The sequence below is a fragment of the Streptomyces sp. NPDC000878 genome, assembly GCF_053599695.1.
Map to the genome: position 1 here is coordinate 213,761 of NZ_JBSFMT010000001.1, position 16,964 is coordinate 230,724.

A 16,964-nucleotide genomic window follows, 5' to 3' on the forward strand; every position below is an offset into this window, starting at 1 on the left:
CCCAGACCCCCGCTTGTCGCGCTGAAACGCGCTCGCCCTCAAACGCCGGACGGGCTGAAGAACCAGCCCCGGCCGGCGCTGAACATGCCAGCCCCGGGCAGCACCATCCAGCCCGTCCGGCGTTTGAGGACGAGGCCGTTCAGGCCGATAGCGGGGGTCTGGGGGCGCAGCCCCCAGGGATGGGTCGGGTAGGGGCGGCGGGGGCGAAGGAACATTCGGGTGGCGGGCGCCCGGGTGCGGTGCAAGTCTGGCCCGCATGACGATTCAGACCGCCAAGCTCAGCGACCCGGCCGTCCGGGCCTTCGTCAGCGCCGTGAACGCCCACGACCGCGAGGCCTTCCAGGCCGTCCTGGCCCCCGACGCGACCATGTCCGACGACGGCTCGGACCGCGACCTCGCCGACTGGACCGAGCGCGAGATCTTCTCCTCCCACGGGCACATGGACGTCGCCAACGAGTCCAAGGGAGGCCACGTCCTCGTCGCCAACTACAGCAACGACACCTGGGGCGAGATGCGCACCAAGTGGACCTTCACGGTCGACGACGGCCGCATCCTGCGCTTCGAGACGGGCCAGGCCTGACACCCGTACGAGTCACCGGATCGCCCACCCCCTTGCGCTGAAGTGAACTCCAACTCCTAACGTCTTCAGCCATGGAGACCACGGAGACAACGGCGACCACGGAGACCTTCGCGCACCCCCGCACCCTCGGCCGCACCGGCATCGAGGTCAGCCCCCTCGGCTTCGGCTGCTGGGCGATCGGCGGTGAGTGGGCCGCGCCCGACGGACAGCCCCTCGGCTGGGGCAAGGTCGACGACGACGAGTCCGTACGGGCGGTCCGGCGCGCCCTCGATCTCGGCGTGACCTTCTTCGACACGGCCGACGTCTACGGCACCGGCCACAGCGAGCGCGTCCTCGGCCGGGCCCTCGGCAAGCACCGTACGGACGTCGTGATCGCCACCAAATGGGGCAACCTCTTCGACGAGCGGACCCGCGTCGCCGACGGCCAGGACGACAGCCCCGAGTACGTCCGCCGCGCCCTCACCGCCTCCCTCGCCCGCCTCGGCACCGACTACGTCGACCTTTACCAACTGCACCTGTCCGAGGGCGACTTGACGGCAGCCGCCCAACTCCGTGACGTCTGCGAGGAGTTGGTGGCCGAAGGGCTCATCCGCGCCTACGCCTGGAGCACCGACGACCCGGCCCGCGCCGCCATCTTCGCCGAGGGCCCGCACTGTGCCGCCGTACAGCACTGTCTCAACGTCATGCAGGACGCCCCCGAAATGCTCGCCCTCTGCGAGGAGTTGGGGCTCGCCAGCATCAACCGCAGTCCGCTGGCCATGGGGCTGCTGACAGGCAAGCGGGCCGCCGGCCAGGCCCTGGAGGCCGGGGACATCCGTAACGCCCCGCCCGCCTGGCTCCCGGGTTTCACGGCAGGCACGGGCGCCGACCCGGACTGGCTGGCCCGAGTCGACGGACTCCGCTCGGTCCTCACCAGCAACGGCCGCACCCTCGCCCAGGGCGCCCTCGCCTGGCTCTGGGCGCGCAGCCCCCACGCCATTCCCATCCCCGGCTTCCGCTCGGTAGCCCAGGCCGAGGAAAACGCCGCCGCAATAAAGAAAGGCCCGCTCACCGCAGCCCAGTTGACCGAGGTCGACCACTTGCTGGAACGGTGAGCGGGCCGTGCCTCAAAGGGGCGCGGGGAACTGCGCGACCAGCCCCCACCGCCCCGCAGCCAAAAAACTACCTACCCCACGGAGCAATCAACTGACGTACTGATCCTGCTCAGTAACAGTCAGCTGACCCGCCTTGATCGTCGCCACCCGAGGCGCACGCCGCGCGATCGACGAGTCATGCGTGACCATGATGAACGTCAGCCCATGCTCCCGCCACAACCCTTCCAACAGCGCCATGATGTCGTCCCGCGTCCCCTCGTCGAGGTTGCCGGTGGGCTCGTCCGCGAGCAACACCTTCGGCTTCTTGACCAGGGCGCGCGCGATAGCAACCCGCTGCTGCTGACCACCGGACAGCTCGGTCGGCGCGTGGGTCAGCCGGTCGCCGAGACCGACCGAACCCAGCGCCTCGGCCGCCCGCTCGCGCCGCTCGGCGGGCTTCACGCCGAGCGGCGCGAGGGCCGTCTCGACGTTCTCCTGCGCGGTGAGCGTCGGGATGAGGTTGAACGCCTGGAAGATGATGCCGATCTTCTCGGCGCGCAGCCGGGTCAGCTTCGCCTCGCTGATCGAGCCGAGGTCGACACCGTCCAGCTCGACACTGCCCTCGGTCGGCCGGTCCAGGCCGCCGATCATCTGCAGGAGGGTGGACTTGCCGCCGCCGGTGGGACCCTGGATGACGAGCTGGTCGCCGTCCTCGATGACGAGGTCGATGCCGCGCAGCGCCTCCACCGTCTCCTTGCCCCGCGTGTATCTCTTGGTGACACCGGTGAGCTTGTACATGAACGACTCCGTGACGTACGGGAATTGGGGCAGGGGAACGGGAGAACCGGAAAACCGATGGACCGATGGACCGGCGAACCGGTGAACCGGGGGGAATTACCGGGCGGGTTACGACACGCTGCGCAGCGCGTCCGCGGGCCGCATCCGGGAGGCCCGCCAGCCGCCCATCGCCCCGGCGATCAGACCGCCGGTGATGGCGAGGCCCGCCGCGAGCGCGATCGTGGTGAGGGAGACGGGCGCCGACAGCGCGATCTCCATCGTGTTGGACGCCGACTGCTGACCCGGGCCGCCACCGCCACCGGGGCCGCCACCCATGCCGCCACCGCCGCCGCCGGTGTTGCCGAGCTGCGCGGTCAGCTTCGGGCTGACCGCGGTCACCGCGTACGCCGCCGCAAGGCCCAGGGCGATACCGAGCGCGCCGCCGATCAGACCGTTCACGACGGACTCGCCGACGACCTGCCGGGTCACCTTGCGCGAGGGCCAGCCCAGCGCCTTCAGCGTGCCGAACTCACGCACCCGGCGGGACACGGCCGAGGAGGTGAGCAGCGCGGCCACCAGGAACGCCGCCGCGAGGACCGCGATGGACAGCCACTTGCCGACGCTGGTCGCGAGGTTGGAGGCCGTGGAGAGGGAACCGGAGACGGTCTCCGCGAGATCGGCGGAGGTCGTGACGGTCGTACCCGAGATGTTCTTCTGGATGGTCGACTTGACGGTGTCGATCTGCTTCGAGTCGGTCGCCTGGACGTAGATCGTGGTGACCAGGTTCGCGGAGTCGCCGAGGGTCTGGGCCTGCTTGAGCGGCAGGTAGACGTCGGTCGTGGACTCGCTGCTCTCGGGCGTCGCGATACCGATGACCTTGTACTTCGTACCGGAGATGGTGACGGTCTTGCCGACCGTGTACTTGTTCTCCTTGGCGTACGACTTGCTGAGCACCGCGACCTTCGCGTTGGCCTGCGCCGTCGTGAACGTCTTGCCGCTGGTGATCGTCGTGGTGGCCAGCGGGCCGAGTTCCTGGTTCGTCACGTCGATGCCCATGACGGAGTAGGAGTTGACGTCGAACGACGCGCCGCCGCCCTGCACCTGCGGCGGAGCGGTGCTGCCGGAGTTGCTGTTCTGGCCGCCACCGGGACCGCCCTGCTGACCGGAGGACGAGGAGCCGGACGACGAGGACGAGCTGTCGGTCTGCGCCTTGCCCTGGGTGAAGGAGCCGTCGACCTTGGTGACGTTGAGGCTCAGCGCGCCCACCGCCGCCGACACGCCCTTCTGGTCGGCGACCTTGGTGACCAGCGCCGACTTCAGGGTCTGTCCGCCCTGGGTCGTCACACGGTCGCTGCTCTGGGTGTCGTCCGAGTCGTTCGAGCTGGCGTCGAACTCGAAGTTCGGTCTGTCCGACTGGCTGTTGCCGGTCGGTGCCGTCCTGGCCTTGGTGACCGTCATGTCGGTGCCGAGGCCGTAGAGCGACTGCAGGACCTTTTCCTGTGCCTGCTGCATGCCGGCCGACACCGAGTTGACGGTGATGACCAGCGCGATACCGAGCGCCAGACCCATGGCGATGACCAGAGCCGCCTTCTTGCGCCGGCTCAGCTCACGCTTGAGATAGATGCCAAACATCCCGTTCCTCAAAGGTTCTTGGCGCCCCATGTGGGCGCTGCCACAAGCTAGGGAGGAACCTTTGTGGAGAACTGGGTAAACGGTGTGCGGGGACTGAGAAATCGGGGCCGAAACACTCACGAAGATTTAAGGCGCGTCGCCTGTCGTGCTCGTGTGCCCGAGCACACGACAGCCGCCCCATGACCCGGTGCGTACCTCGCGGTCCCACGCGAGGTCCACCCCCACCCGGATGCGCCATGGAGCGGCTGTCGCCTCCCCCCCTCGGTGTGGTCCGTTTTACGCTGCTTGCACTGCGCGTACTACCGGAACCTCAGAGCATCAAGTGTGAAGCTCTGGTGGAGAAGGCGTGCTGAGCATATGCCCGCGACCGGCCCGAACGCTACGGAGCAATCAATTCCAGTTGTGTAGGTTGATACTTCGAACATGTGCATGGGTGCCGCTCAGCCGCGCCCCACATACGGCATCGATGTCGCAAGAACCGTCGCGAACTGCACATTTGCCTCCAGCGGCAGCTCCGCCATGTGCCGCACGGTGCGTGCCACGTCCGCCACGTCCATGACCGGCTCCGGCGCCACCTCGCCGTTCGCCTGAAGGGCGCCCGTTTGCATTCGCGCGGTCATGTCCGTCGCCGCGTTCCCGATGTCGATCTGAGAGACCGCGATCCGGTACGGCCGTCCGTCCAGCGCCAGCGCCTTGGTCAGGCCTGTCAGCGCGTGCTTGGTCGCGGTGTACGGCGCCGAGTGCGGCCGGGGCGTGTGCGCGGAGATCGACCCGTTGTTGATGATCCGGCCGCCCTGCGGATCCTGCTCCTTCAACTGCCGGTACGCCGCCTGCGCGCACAGGAACGCCCCGTTGAGGTTGGTGTCCACGACGTGCTGCCACGCCTCGTACGCCAGATCCTCGAACGGCACCCCGCCAGGACCGAAGGTCCCCGCGTTGTTGAACAGCAGATCGAGCCGCCCGAACCGCTCCCGCACGGCCGCGAACAGGGCGGCCACGTCGTCGGGTTGGGCCACGTCGGCCCGTACGACGAGACAGGCGTCCTCGGGTGTGCCCTCGGGCGCGAGCGCCGCCGTCTCCTCCAGCCGCTCGGTACGGCGGCCCGCGAGCGCCACCGACCAGCCGGCGCCGAGCAGTTCGAGCGCGACCGCGCGCCCGATGCCGGAACCGGCGCCGGTGACGACCGCGATCCTCGGCTGCTCCCTGTCGGTCATCAGGCGGCCTCGCCGGGGTAGCGGACGCCGATCTGCTCCCGGATGGTGTCCATCGTCCGCATGACGGCGAGGGTGCCGTCGAGCGGGACGAGCGGGGACTCGGTCTCGCCGGCCCGCAGGGCGCGCATCACCTCGGCGGCCTCGTGCCGGAAGCTGTTGCGGGCGCCGTGGTCCGGGTCGGCGACGAACTCCTCGGGGTCGCGGCCGTCGCGGTGCAGGACGAACCGGTCCGCGAAGAAGAACCCGTCGGGCACGTCGATCCGGCCCTTGGTGCCGGTGACCGACGCGCTGACGGACGTACCGCCGACGAGGGAGCAGTGCACCGAAGCGAGAGCGCCGCTCTCCCAGGAGAGCAGTGCTCCCGTCTGGAGATCGATGTTCTCTTCGGAGAGCACCGCTCTCGCCGAGATGCCGTCGGGCTCCCCGAGCAGCAGCTGCGCGAACGACACCGGGTAGACGCCCAGGTCGAGCAGCGCCCCGCCGCCCTGCGCCGGGTCACGCAGCCGGTGCGTGGGCGACACGGGCCCGGCGAACCCGAAGTCGGCCTGCACGGTACGCACCTCACCGATCGCCCCGTCCTCGACGAGCGCCTTCAGCCGCCGGACGACCGGGTTGCAGTACGTCCACATGCCCTCCATCAGGAAGGCGCCGCGCTCCTTCGCCAGCGCGATCAGCTCCTCGGCCTCCCGCACGTTCAGCGTGAACGCCTTCTCGCACAGCACGTTCCGCCCGGCCTCCAGACACAGACCGGCGGCGGCCCGGTGCGCCGAGTGCGGAGTGGCGACGTACACCACGTCCACGTCGGCGTCCTCGGCCAGCGACGCCCAGTCGCCGTAGGCCCGGGGGATCCCGAACCGTTCCGCGAACGCCTTCGCGGAGGCCTCCGAGCGGGAGGCGACCGCCACGAGTTCCGCGTCCGGCATGTCCACCAGATCCGCGGCCATCGCCGCCGCGATCCCGCCCGTAGCCAGAATTCCCCACCGCACGCGCTCAGCCGACATGCCAGCCCCTAGTCCCGTGATCTCCATGAACCCTCAACGGCCTCTATGACCTCAACGGCCTCTCGGACCTCTACGGCCTCTGTGACCTCGAACACGCTGTACGAACAGCCTGTTACGAGCTGAGAGCATAGGCGGCGGATCACTCGAAAAGGGAGGGGCGTATGCCCGAGCGTGGCCGAACCGCGCGGGACGAGAGAAGTTCCCAGGGAGAGATACCCACACCCGTCCCCCTGCCCATGGCCCCCGACCGCTCCCTGCGCCGCACCGGCCTCCTCGTCACCTTCACCCTCGGCGGGCTGACGGCGACGCCCCCGCTGGCCATGGACATGTACCTCCCGTCCCTCCCCGAGGTCACGACCTCGCTGAACGCGCCCGCCGCGAGCGTCCAGCTGACCCTCACCGCCTGCCTCGCGGGCATGGCCCTCGGCCAGCTCCTGATCGGCCCGATGAGCGACCGCTGGGGCCGCCGCCGCCCCCTGCTGGCGGGCCTGGCGGTGTACGTGGTCGCCACCGTCCTCTGCGGCATGGCGCCCAGCCTGGAGTTCCTGGTGGCCTTCCGGCTGGTCCAGGGTCTGGCGGGCTCGGCCGGGATAGTGATCGCGCGGGCGGTCGTACGAGACCTCTACGACGGCGTGGCCATGGCCCGCTTCTTCTCCACCCTCATGCTGATCTCGGGGGTCGCCCCGATCGTCGCGCCGCTCATCGGCGGCCAGATCCTGCGGGTGACGGACTGGCGGGGAGTGTTCGCCGTCCTCACGGTGGTCGGGATCGCACTGGCGGTACTGGTCTGGTTCCGCCTCCCCGAGACCCTCGCCCCGGCCGACCGCCACGGCGGCGGAGTGGGCGAAGCACTCCGCTCGATGCGCACCCTCCTCGCGGACCGCGTCTTCAGCGGATACGTCCTGGCAGGCGGCTTCGCCTTCGCGGCCCTGTTCGCGTACATCGCCGCGTCCCCCTTCGTGATCCAGGAGATCTACGGCGCCTCCCCGCAGACGTTCAGCCTGCTGTTCGGCGTGAACTCGGTCGGGCTGGTGATCGTCGGCCAGATCAACGGCAAGGTGCTGGTCGGCCGGGTGTCGATGGACAAGGTGCTGGCGGTGGGCCTGGCGGTCATCACGCTCGCGGCGACGGCACTCCTTCTGATGGCGACGGGAGTGTTCGGCGAGGCAGGCCTGTTCCCGGTGGCAACGGCCCTGTTCGTCCTGATGTCGGCGATGGGCCTGGCGATGCCGAACACCCAGACGCTCGCGTTGCTGCGCACGCGCCACTCCGCAGGCGCCGCGTCGGCGTTGCTCGGCACCACCTCCTTCCTGATCGGCGCGGTCGCCTCCCCGCTGGTGGGCATCGCGGGCGAGGACACCGCCGTCCCGATGGCCGTCGTCCAGTTGGCGGCAGCACTGGTGGCGGTCGGCTGCTTCGTGGGAATGTGCCGTCCTTGGAACGCACGTACGACCTTGGAGGGAGCGGAGAGCTGAGCGCCGCACCGAGACTGCGCGTCGACACCCCGGAACGGGCCGGCCTCGACCCCGAGGAGATGCGTCACCTCGTACGAGAGGTACGCGCCCTCACGACCGGCGAGCGCCCGTGGGCCCCGGCCGCGGTGGTGATCGTCGGGCGCGGCCCGGTGATCGCGGTGCGGGCGGCGGCGGGCTGGGCGGTGCGGTACGCGTCGTACGACGAACGCACGGACACGGGAGTGGAACTCCCGCCGGGGGCCAGGGTCCGGGCCACGGTCGACACCGCCTTCGACCTGGCGTCGGTGACGAAGCTCTTCACGGCGGTGGCGGCGGTGCAGCAGCTGGAGCGCGGCACGCTGGGCATGGACGCGCGGGTGGCCGCGTACCTGCCGGACTTCACGGCGGCGGGCGAACACGACATCACGGTCCGCCAGCTACTGACCCACACCTCGGGCCTGCGCCCCGAACTCCCGCTGTACGACTGCCCGGACGACGCGGCGCGCAGAGCACTGCTGAGGTCGGAGGCCCCGTCGTCAAGGCCGGGTGTGTACGCGTACTCCGACCTGAACATGCTCCTGCTCCAGTATGTCCTGGAGCGGATCACGGGCCGCACGCTGGACGTACTGATCCACGAGGGCATCACCCGCCCCCTCGGTATGACGGCGACCGACTTCGGCCCCTGCCCCGACGCGGCGGCGACCGAGGACCAGCGCAGACCGTGGGGCAAGGCGGAACGGGGGATGGTGCGGGGCGAGGTCCACGACGAGAACGCGTGGGCGCTGGGCGGGGTGGCGGGCCACGCGGGCCTGTTCTCCACGGCCCACGACCTGGCGGTCTTCAGCCGCTGCCTCCTGTCGGGCGGCTCGTACGGCCCGGCCCGCATCCTGGGCCCGGACTACGTGGAACTCCTGCTGACGCGGCCGGGCTTGGGCTTCACGGTCGACCAGCCGTGGTTCATGGGGGAGCTGGCGGGGCGAGGAGCGGCGGGCCACACGGGCTTCACGGGCACGTCCCTGGTCCTGGACCGGGCCACGGACACGTTCGCGGTACTGCTCACCAACGCGGTGCATCCGAAGCGGAGTTGGGGGCGCGTGGGGAACGGGCCGAGGGTGGGGGTGGGGGATCGGGTGGCTCGGGGGGTGCGGGGAAGATGAGGGCGCGTCACCGTGCCGGCCGCTGCGCCAGGAACACGAACTCCCGTCCTGGACGGTCGGGCGCGTCGCGCACGCCGGTCACTTGGTAACCCTGGGAGAGCAACTCGCCCTCGATCTCGTCCCGTTCGCGGAAACGCAGGGTGGAGTCGGAGGTCAGCACCTCACCGTCGGCGCCGAACACGAAGGTCCAACGGAAGCTGACCAGTGGGGTGTTGACGCCGGTCAGCTCGACCCACGTCTCCACCGCGCCGACACCGGGAATGTCGGTCACACGGTACGAGGAGTCACGGTTCCACTGCTCCCAGGCTCGCTTCGCCGGATCCCGCGTCTCGAAGACGAGGTGACCGCCGGGACGAAGGGCGGCGTAGGCACCGCGCAGGGTGCGCTGCCAGGCGTCCGGGTCGGCGATCTCCTGGGCGGCGTTCGCCGTCATCGTCGCGAGGTCGACCTGGAGGGGCGGCAGGCTTGTCGCGTCACAGTGGATCCACCGGACGTGCTCGGCACCGGACTTGGCACGGGCGACGTCGAGGGAGGCGAGGGCGGGATCGACGCCGATCACGTCGATCCCCCGGTGCGCGAGGAGCAGGGCGAATACGCCGGTGCCGCAGCCGATGTCGAGGACGCGACGGGCGGAGAACTCGGTGGTGAGGTCGACGTACGCGTCCAGGTCGCCGCGATCCGGGTCGAGGGGGTCGTAGATGGCGGCTAGGCGGGGGTGTTGGAAGCATTCGTCGGGCATGGGGGCAAGGTAGCGGGGGCGGGGCCCGGGTTCAGGCGGCGTGCGGGGTGAAGGTGACGCGGGAGTCGCCCTCGTCGATGGCCAGGTTCAGGGTGCCGTCCAGGGCCTTGGCCAGGCGTCGCAGCAGCGGGAGAGTGGGCACGGTGTCGCCGCCCTCCATTCGGGACACCTGAGGCTGCGTCATCCCGGCCCGCTCGGCCAGTTCGGCCTGGGACAGGCCAAGCTCGATCCGACGGTCGTAGACCGCCTGCCCGAGATCGCCGGCCAGCCGTGCGTCGACGTACTCCTGGTCGTACTCCACCGTCTCACCCGCGAGCTGTCGGGCCCGGCGCGTTCTCCAGGTGCTGTGATTCATCAGTCCTCCTTGCGTCGATCGTAGGTGTGCTCGGCGTGGTCGTGCTCGGCCTCGCAGAGCTTCTGGGCCTGCTGCGCACGCTCGACTTCCGCCGCCTCACGCATCCTCGTCTTCCGGAACACCGTCAACAGAACGATCCGCTGTCCGGGGGCGAGCCAGTACGGGATGCGTACGGCCTCGCCGTCCAGCTCGAAGCGCAGCTCACGCAGCTTGCCGCCCAGGTGACGCGAGTACGGCTCACCGAGCGTCGTCGGCTCGTCCAAGAGACGGTCCGTCTTGTCCTCCACCCGCCGGTAGAGGCGGAACGGAAGCAACTCCAGCCAATCCCGCACCTCGGGCTCGATCTCGATCTCCCAGCGCCCCGTCATGCAATCAACGGTATATACCTTCGATTGCATGAGGCAAGTCTTGAGGCTTGAGGGGGTGCTAGGGGGTGCCCTCAGATCAGGCCCAGCCATGCCCACCCATGCGCACCATTCGCGCGGCTCACAGCCGCTCCCGAGGGGAACCCGTCCCCCTCACATACCCCCTCTAGAATCACCCCGTGAACAGCCCCGTCTCCCCAGCCGACGCCCTACGCGCCTCCCTCGCCGGGCTCCTCGACGGACTGCCGCCGAAGGTGGCCGCGCAGGCGGTCGAGCGGCTGATTGCCAACTACCGGGGGCGGACGCCGACCGATGCGCCCGTGTTGCGGGACCGGTCGGACGTGGCCGCGTATGCCGCGTATCGGATGCCGGCGACCTTTGAGGCGGTGTGCTCGGCGCTGGACGCCTTCGCCGAGGCGGCGCCTGGCTGGGCGCCCGGTAGTCATGTCGACGTCGGGGGTGGGACCGGGGCCGCGACCTGGGCCGTCAACGCGGTGTGGGAGGGCGTACGGCCCGTGACCGTGCTCGACTGGGCCGAGCCCGCGCTCGCGCTCGGGCGGGAGATCGCCGCCGCCAACCCGGAGTTGAAGGGGGCGGAGTGGCAGCGCTCTCGGATTGGAGCGGCGCTCAGAATCGAGAGCACTGATCTCGTCACGATCTCCTATGTCCTGGGTGAGCTGACGGAGGCCGACCGTGCCTCCGTCGTCGACGCGGCGGCCGGTGCCGCCCAGGCCGTCGTCGTCATCGAGCCCGGCACCCCCGACGGCTACCTCCGGATCATCGAGGCCCGCGAGCGGCTCGTGCGTGCCGGGTTCCACATCGCCGCCCCCTGCCCCCACAGCGAGGCCTGCCCGATCGTCCCCGGCGAGGACTGGTGCCACTTCTCCGCCCGGGTCAGCCGTTCCTCCCTCCACCGCAAGGTGAAGGGCGGCTCCCTGCCGTACGAGGACGAGAAGTTCAGCTACGTGGCCGCGACCCGCTTCCCGGTGACTCCGGCCACCGCCCGTGTCGTACGGAAGCCGCAGATCCGCAAGGGCCAGGTGCTGCTCGACCTGTGCGAGACGGAGCCTTCGCTGCGCCGGGCCACGGTCACCAAGCGGCATGGGGTGCTCTATCGGGCCGCTCGTGACACGGACTGGGGGGATGCCTGGCCGCCGGTGGGGGAGGGCGGCGACTAGTACTACAGCCGGTGGTTCACGTGACGTGACGGTGGTTGGCTCGTTGCTCCGTTCGTGGGGTTGAAACTGCCGCTGGGCGTGGTGCGGACGGACGAGCTGACTGAGGGCCAAGTCCGGTCGCTTGAGGGGGAGTTAGAGGCGCTGTGCGCCTCGGTGGACGATGTGTTTGCGCGTCCGGCTTCCCGGGAGAATCTGCGGGCGATGGTGCGTGGGCTGCTGAGCGAGGTGCCGCGCAAGAACCTGTGGCAGCTTGCCGAGGCTGCCGGCCACCCCAATCCGGACCGGTTGCAGGGCTTCCTGGCCAAGGCCGCGTGGGATGCGGACGAACTGCGCGACCGGGTCCGCGCCGTCGCGGTCGCCTCCCTGGCCGCCGACGACGCGGTGCTGATCGCGGACGAGACCGGCGACATCAAGAAGGGCACCAAGACCGCCGGGGTGCAGCGGCAATACACCGGGACTGCGGGCAGGGTCGAGAACGCCCAGGTCAGCGTGCACCTGTCGTACGGGTCCCGCCGGGGTCGCACGCTGATCGACGCCGAGCTCTACCTCGGCAGGAACTGGGCCGGCGCCACCGCGGAGCACGAACGCCGGTGCGCCGAGCAGGGCATCCCGCCCGAACGCGCGAGCGCGGTGGCCACCAAGCCGGAGCTGGCCCGGCGGATGCTGGAGCGCGCGCTGGCGGCCTCGGTGGCGTTCACCTACTTCCTGGCCGACGAGGCATACGGGCAGTGCCGGGCGCTGCGCGCCTGGCTGGAGGAACACCAGGTCCGCTACGTGCTCGCCGTCCCGAAGGACGAGGTGCTGCCGCTGCCCGACGGCCGCACCCGGCAGGCCCGCGAGCTGTGGGCACTGGTGCCGGAGGATGCCTTCGAGCGCCGGTCCTGTGCCGACGGCGCCAAGGGCCCTCGCGAGTACGACTGGGCCGCCGTCCAACTCGCCTCCCTTTCCACGGAGTGGGAACGTCACCTGCTGATCCGCCGCTCGACCGTGCCCAACAAGAAGGACAAGAAGACCGGCGAACTCGTCCGGGAGACCGCCTACTTCCTGTGCCACACCCACCCGGACACGACCCTGGCCGAGATGGTCGCCGCCGCCGGACAGCGCTGGATGGTGGAGGAGTCGTTCCAGGTCGCCAAGGGACAGGTGGGGCTGGACGAGCACGAGGTACGCAAGTGGTGCTCGTGGTACCGGCACACCACCGTGTGCATGCTCGCCATGGCCTTCCTGGTCACCGTCCGGAGCCGGCTCATACCCGCCCCACCGATGACTCCCGACCCCCGACCGTGAACGAGATCCGCCGCCTGTACGACCGGATCGTCCTCGCCCCCGCCCGAACCGCCCGAACCTGCCTCGCCATGCACTGGCACCGCTGGCGCACCCGCCACCAGACCCGAGCCCGAACCAGCCACTACCGCACCCGAGCCGCACGCGCTCACTCACCGTGAAACCACCGGCTGTAGTACTAGCTCTGCCCCAGGGCGTCGGCATGAAGCGAGTAAAGGAAAATTCTCCGCTTCCCCCTGCCCGCTCGACGAAGGGTCGGTATTTTTCTTTTTCTTGTCGATCCCTTGGGTCCCTGAGTCGTCAGGGGTAATCCTCTTTGGGCTTCGTTTGCCTTTCGCTGTCCTTCCCATCGTGCATTCTACTCCTTCCCTTTACCTGCCCGATGCGACACATGGGCGGAATTATTCGATTTTGTGCCGACGGGGAGTGGTTGACGTGAGATGACCCCCCGAGCTTTGATCGCCCGGCTGTGAGGAACCTGTAAAGCAAGGCGGGGGTTATGTGGCGGGGTGGGGGACGAGCCTGGCTCGTCGCGTCAGTACTTCTTGTGTCCATGTTGGGCGTCGGCAATTCCCAGGCGGTCGCCGCGACAGCGTCGGAAGCCTCGGCGGCGGCAGCCGATACCGGTGATCTGTCGCCCGAGGCGATCGCATCGGCGAAAGCCGCGGAATCCGGTTCTCCTATCGAGGTAGGTGCGGAGACGACTCCCACGCAACTCGTCAAGGCGCAGCCGGACGGCACATTCACCGTCGAATTCGATCCGGTACCGGTGCGGGTGGAAAAGGCGTCCGGGTGGGTGCCCGTCGACACCGACCTGGAGACGACCTCGTCCGGCGAAGTCGTACCGAAAGCCGCCGCGGCCGACGTCACCTTCTCCGGGGGCGGATCCCGCGAAGCTCTGGCGAGCATCAGCCAGGGCGGGAAGACCTACCGGGTCGACTCGCCGTGGACCCTGCCCGCACCGACGTTGTCGGGCTCCACGGCGACGTACGCGGATGTCATGCCTGGGACGGACCTGGTCGTCCAGGCCACGCCGGACGGCTTCAGCGAGAACCTGGTGGTCAAGTCACGGGAAGCGGCCCAGGCGGAGGAGTTGTCGAGCATCAGGTTCCCCGTCTCGGTCGATGGTGTCTCCGCCCATGACACGGACTCCGGCGGCGCCGCGTTCGTGGACGACCAGGGGCGCCCGGTGTTCACCACGGGCACAGCCCTGATGTACGACTCCTCGACCCCTGCACCCGCCCCGGCCGCGGCCACGTCGTCCAAGGTCTCGAAGACGTCGTTCACCGCCACAGCCGCCACAGCCGCCACAGCCGACGCGTCCGACGAGGCCGGGAGTGCGGACGCCGACGCGTTGGACGGTCCGGCTCCCGGAGCCAGGTCCACCGCCATGGACCTGACGGTCTCGGATGACGCGCTGACCCTGAAGCCCGACCAGGCGTTCCTCGACGACCCCGACACCACCTACCCCGTGGTGCTGGACCCGCAGACGACCAGCGCCTCGCTGACCGGGTGGACGACGGTGTGGTCGACCTCGCCCTCCACGTCCTTCTGGAAGACCTCGCACTCGCTCGGCGTCGGCTACGACGCCTGGGTCGACAACAAGAAGGCGCGCTCGCTGTACCAGTTCGACACCCACACCCTGGGCGGCAGGAAGATCCTGTCGGCGACCTTCACGGCGCTGGAGGTGTGGTCGGCGAACTGCACGGCCAAGTCGGTGCAGTTGTGGCGCACCGGGTCGATCTCGGCGTCGACGAAATGGTCGGCGCAGCCGTCGTGGGCCGCGCAGGTGGACTCGGTCAGTGCCGCGAAGGGGTATTCGTCCTCCTGCCCGGGAGGAAACGTTTCCTTTGATGCCACCAGCGCGGTCAGCTACACGGCCGGCCAGTCCGCCTCGGCCACTACCCTCGGGTTGCGGGCAGCCGACGAGAACGACGAGATCGCGTGGAAGCAGTTCGCCTCCCCGTCGGACACCAAGCCCACCCTGTCGGTGACGTTCGTGTCCAAGCCGAGCGCCCCGACCGGGGTGAAGATGTCGAACCCGAACCTGGCATGCGCCGCGAGTCGCGGTACAGCGGCGGTGATCCGTGACACGACGCCCACGCTGGCGGCGGCGCCGAAGTCGGCGGACGGTTCGCAGTCGACGTTGCGCCCGAACTTCGAGGTGTACCGCTACGACGCGAGCGCCACCGATCCGTCGGCGGGCTCCGGAAGTCCCTCCGCGTACACGGCCTCCGGCACCGCCGGAACATGGACGACACCGGCCCTGACCAACGGGCAGACGTACTGGTTCCGCGCCCGCAGCCAGTACAAGTACTCCTTCGACGGCACGACCGGCTACATGTACTCGGCCTGGAGTCCCGGCTGTTGGTTCCGCGTCGACACCACGGCTCCCGTCCAGCCGGACGTGGACTCGACGACGTACCAGGAGTGCGCGAGCCCGGACAGCCCTGACGACTGCACGGCCTACGGAGGTGTCGGTGTCCCCGCGTCCTTCACTCTCAAGGCCAACGGCGCCTCGGACGTGGTGAAGTACACCTATCAGTTGAACGACGACCCGGTGCGGACCAAGACCTTCACCACCGCGACGAGCAGCTACACCGTCTCGCTCGTTCCCGACGTGCGCGACCTGAACACCCTCACCGTGCAGACCTGGGACTCGGCGGGGAACATCTCCTCGCAGAGCTACACCTACAACTTCAAGGTCTCTCCCGGCACGGGTCCGGTCTCCCAGTGGTCCATGGACGAGGGAACCGGTACGACGGCGGCCGACGCGATCGGCGGCAGGGCCGCGACCCTGGCCGGGTCCGCAACCTGGTCCGACCACGCCCGGCTCGGCAAGTCGGTGCAGGCCAACGGCACTTCCTCGTACGCGGCCACCGTCTCCTCCGTGCTGGACACCACCAAGAGCTTCACCGCCTCCGCGTGGGTCCGGCTGACCGGCACCTCCCACAACGCCGTGGCCCTTTCCCAGGCGGGAACCAACGGATCGGCGTTCGCCCTCTACTACTCGACTTCCTACAACGCCTGGGTCTTCAACCGGTACGCCAGTGATGTCGCGGCGCCGACGATCGTCCGTTCGACCTCGACCACGACCCCCGAAGTCGGTGTCTGGACCCACCTGATGGGCGTGTACAACGCGCAGGATCAGACCATCCAGCTCTTCGTCAACGGCGTTCCGCAGGGCGACCCCGTCGCCTACACCACCGCCTGGCAGTCCACCGGAGGACTGCAGATCGCCCGGGGCCAGTACGGCGGCGCGTTCTCCGACTACTTCCCCGGCCAGGTCGACGAGGTGGCCGTCTGGAACCGCACCCTCTTCGAGCAGGAGATCGCCGACCTCCAGGCCATGACCGACGCGAGCAGCGGCCAGGCCCGGCCCGCGCTGGCCGCCGACTGGGCCATGGAGGAGACCTCGGGCACCAGTACCGCCGACTCCTCCGGCTACGGCCACACCGCCACCGTCGGCTCGGGTGGCACCTGGACCACCGACACCGACGGCGGCCGGGGCAATGTCCTTTCCCTGGACGGGACTTCGACCGCCGATGCCACCGCTCCCGGCCCGATCGTGGACTCGCAGGGCGACTTCACCGTGGCCGCCTGGGCGAGGCTCGACGCGGCGGCGCTGTCCGACACCTCGGTGGCCCACCACATGCGGATCGTCACCCAGTCCGGCGGCGTACGCGACTCCTGGGGCCTGTGGTACGACCAGACCGCGGGCTCCACCCAGGGCATGTGGGTGTTCGGCCGCACGACCGCCGACACCACGAGCGGTGCCGTCGTGACAGTGCCCGCGAACATCGCCTCGGCCCAACTCGTCGACCCCGGCGAGTGGACCCTGCTGACCGGCGTCTACGACGGTGCCCACCACCAACTGCGCCTCTACGTCAACGGAGTCCGGCAAGGCGCCCAGGGAGACACCGACACCGACGACGACACCGGTGACGGCATCGTCTTCACCCAGCCGTGGCAGGCCACGGGCACGTTCAACATCGGCCGCGGACGCATCAGTTCGGGCGCGTACAGCGACTACGCGCACAGCCTCGTGGACGACGTACGCGTGTGGACCGGCGAGATGTCCGACACCGCGATCCACCAGATGTACACCGACGAATTCCGCATCCCGCTGTGACGGCGGCGGCTCCTCTCACGGGC

The 16,964-nt window shown here is 69.5% G+C and carries 14 protein-coding genes; 7 read left to right on the plus strand and 7 right to left on the minus strand.

Annotated features, from left to right (window positions below; translation table 11 throughout):
* Positions 1 to 256 precede the first annotated feature (256 nt).
* Together ACWDR4_RS00845 and ACWDR4_RS00850 are read left to right on the plus strand one after the other, a co-directional pair.
* Positions 257 to 580, plus strand: a complete 324-nt coding sequence (locus tag ACWDR4_RS00845) for a nuclear transport factor 2 family protein (protein ID WP_450402145.1) — start codon at positions 257 to 259, stop codon at positions 578 to 580.
* 71 nt (positions 581 to 651) lie between these two features.
* Positions 652 to 1,674 (plus strand): aldo/keto reductase, encoded by a 1,023-nt coding sequence (locus tag ACWDR4_RS00850; RefSeq protein WP_450402147.1) that lies wholly within the window; start codon positions 652 to 654, stop codon positions 1,672 to 1,674.
* Positions 1,675 to 1,761: 87 nt separating this feature from the next.
* Here the strand turns inward: ACWDR4_RS00850 and ACWDR4_RS00855 are convergent, their stop codons facing one another.
* The 4 genes from ACWDR4_RS00855 to ACWDR4_RS00870 all read right to left on the minus strand — a co-directional run bounded on the left by ACWDR4_RS00855 (position 1,762) and on the right by ACWDR4_RS00870 (position 6,277).
* Positions 1,762 to 2,451: an ABC transporter ATP-binding protein gene (locus ACWDR4_RS00855; protein WP_450402150.1), complete on the minus strand. Its 690-nt coding sequence runs from the start codon at positions 2,449 to 2,451 to the stop codon at positions 1,762 to 1,764.
* A 108-nt stretch (positions 2,452 to 2,559) separates the two neighbouring features.
* Positions 2,560 to 4,062, minus strand: coding sequence for an ABC transporter permease (locus tag ACWDR4_RS00860; protein WP_450402152.1), 1,503 nt, complete (start codon positions 4,060 to 4,062; stop codon positions 2,560 to 2,562).
* Positions 4,063 to 4,502: 440 nt separating this feature from the next.
* On the minus strand, positions 4,503 to 5,276 hold the full coding sequence (locus ACWDR4_RS00865) for an SDR family oxidoreductase (protein WP_450402154.1): 774 nt from the start codon (positions 5,274 to 5,276) through the stop codon (positions 4,503 to 4,505).
* Positions 5,276 to 6,277, minus strand: coding sequence for a Gfo/Idh/MocA family protein (locus ACWDR4_RS00870; protein ID WP_450402156.1), 1,002 nt, complete (start codon positions 6,275 to 6,277; stop codon positions 5,276 to 5,278). Before ACWDR4_RS00870 ends, ACWDR4_RS00865 begins: the two co-directional genes overlap by 1 nt.
* 161 nt (positions 6,278 to 6,438) lie before the next feature.
* Here ACWDR4_RS00870 and ACWDR4_RS00875 point away from each other — a divergent pair, with 161 nt between their 5' ends.
* Entirely contained in the window at positions 6,439 to 7,752 is a 1,314-nt protein-coding gene (locus ACWDR4_RS00875) for a multidrug effflux MFS transporter (RefSeq protein WP_450402158.1), read from the plus strand.
* Positions 7,704 to 8,888: a serine hydrolase domain-containing protein gene (locus tag ACWDR4_RS00880; protein WP_450402160.1), complete on the plus strand. Its 1,185-nt coding sequence runs from the start codon at positions 7,704 to 7,706 to the stop codon at positions 8,886 to 8,888. The genes ACWDR4_RS00875 and ACWDR4_RS00880 overlap by 49 nt, the downstream gene beginning before the upstream one ends.
* Positions 8,889 to 8,895: 7 nt before the next feature.
* Here the strand turns inward: ACWDR4_RS00880 and ACWDR4_RS00885 are convergent, their stop codons facing one another.
* From ACWDR4_RS00885 to ACWDR4_RS00895, 3 genes are read right to left on the minus strand one after another with little or no spacing between them, the layout of a single operon-like run.
* Complete coding sequence (locus ACWDR4_RS00885; RefSeq protein ID WP_450402161.1) at positions 8,896 to 9,627, minus strand: class I SAM-dependent methyltransferase; 732 nt, start codon at positions 9,625 to 9,627, stop codon at positions 8,896 to 8,898.
* Positions 9,628 to 9,658: 31 nt separating this feature from the next.
* Positions 9,659 to 9,982, minus strand: a complete 324-nt coding sequence (locus tag ACWDR4_RS00890) for a helix-turn-helix domain-containing protein (protein ID WP_361452072.1) — start codon at positions 9,980 to 9,982, stop codon at positions 9,659 to 9,661.
* Positions 9,982 to 10,350 carry a type II toxin-antitoxin system RelE/ParE family toxin gene (locus ACWDR4_RS00895; protein WP_450402164.1) on the minus strand — a complete coding sequence of 123 codons (369 nt, stop codon included), beginning with the start codon at positions 10,348 to 10,350 and terminating at the stop codon, positions 9,982 to 9,984. The genes ACWDR4_RS00890 and ACWDR4_RS00895 overlap by 1 nt, the downstream gene beginning before the upstream one ends.
* Positions 10,351 to 10,526: 176 nt before the next feature.
* Here ACWDR4_RS00895 and ACWDR4_RS00900 point away from each other — a divergent pair, with 176 nt between their 5' ends.
* The 3 genes from ACWDR4_RS00900 (at position 10,527) to ACWDR4_RS00910 (ending at position 16,941) form a co-directional block, all read left to right on the plus strand.
* Entirely contained in the window at positions 10,527 to 11,525 is a 999-nt protein-coding gene (locus ACWDR4_RS00900) for a small ribosomal subunit Rsm22 family protein (protein WP_450402166.1), read from the plus strand.
* 153 nt (positions 11,526 to 11,678) lie between these two features.
* A complete protein-coding gene (locus ACWDR4_RS00905) occupies positions 11,679 to 12,812 on the plus strand; it encodes an IS701 family transposase (protein WP_450402168.1) in 1,134 nt (377 codons plus the stop codon).
* Positions 12,813 to 13,362: 550 nt separating this feature from the next.
* Positions 13,363 to 16,941: a LamG-like jellyroll fold domain-containing protein gene (locus ACWDR4_RS00910; RefSeq protein WP_450402520.1), complete on the plus strand. Its 3,579-nt coding sequence runs from the start codon at positions 13,363 to 13,365 to the stop codon at positions 16,939 to 16,941.
* Positions 16,942 to 16,964: the final 23 nt, after the last annotated feature.

What these genes read in the sequence shown, in the direction of transcription:
- ACWDR4_RS00865 (WP_450402154.1), bottom strand. Translation starts at nt 5,276, where the DNA reads ATGACCGACAGGGAGCAGCCGAGGATCGCGGTCGTCACCGGCGCCGGT.
- ACWDR4_RS00910 (WP_450402520.1), top strand. Translation starts at nt 13,363, where the DNA reads ATGTTGGGCGTCGGCAATTCCCAGGCGGTCGCCGCGACAGCGTCGGAA.
- ACWDR4_RS00875 (WP_450402158.1), top strand. Translation starts at nt 6,439, where the DNA reads ATGCCCGAGCGTGGCCGAACCGCGCGGGACGAGAGAAGTTCCCAGGGA.
- ACWDR4_RS00885 (WP_450402161.1), bottom strand. Translation starts at nt 9,627, where the DNA reads ATGCCCGACGAATGCTTCCAACACCCCCGCCTAGCCGCCATCTACGAC.
- ACWDR4_RS00845 (WP_450402145.1), top strand. Translation starts at nt 257, where the DNA reads ATGACGATTCAGACCGCCAAGCTCAGCGACCCGGCCGTCCGGGCCTTC.
- ACWDR4_RS00870 (WP_450402156.1), bottom strand. Translation starts at nt 6,277, where the DNA reads ATGTCGGCTGAGCGCGTGCGGTGGGGAATTCTGGCTACGGGCGGGATC.
- ACWDR4_RS00895 (WP_450402164.1), bottom strand. Translation starts at nt 10,350, where the DNA reads ATGACGGGGCGCTGGGAGATCGAGATCGAGCCCGAGGTGCGGGATTGG.
- ACWDR4_RS00850 (WP_450402147.1), top strand. Translation starts at nt 652, where the DNA reads ATGGAGACCACGGAGACAACGGCGACCACGGAGACCTTCGCGCACCCC.
- ACWDR4_RS00855 (WP_450402150.1), bottom strand. Translation starts at nt 2,451, where the DNA reads ATGTACAAGCTCACCGGTGTCACCAAGAGATACACGCGGGGCAAGGAG.
- ACWDR4_RS00890 (WP_361452072.1), bottom strand. Translation starts at nt 9,982, where the DNA reads ATGAATCACAGCACCTGGAGAACGCGCCGGGCCCGACAGCTCGCGGGT.
- ACWDR4_RS00860 (WP_450402152.1), bottom strand. Translation starts at nt 4,062, where the DNA reads ATGTTTGGCATCTATCTCAAGCGTGAGCTGAGCCGGCGCAAGAAGGCG.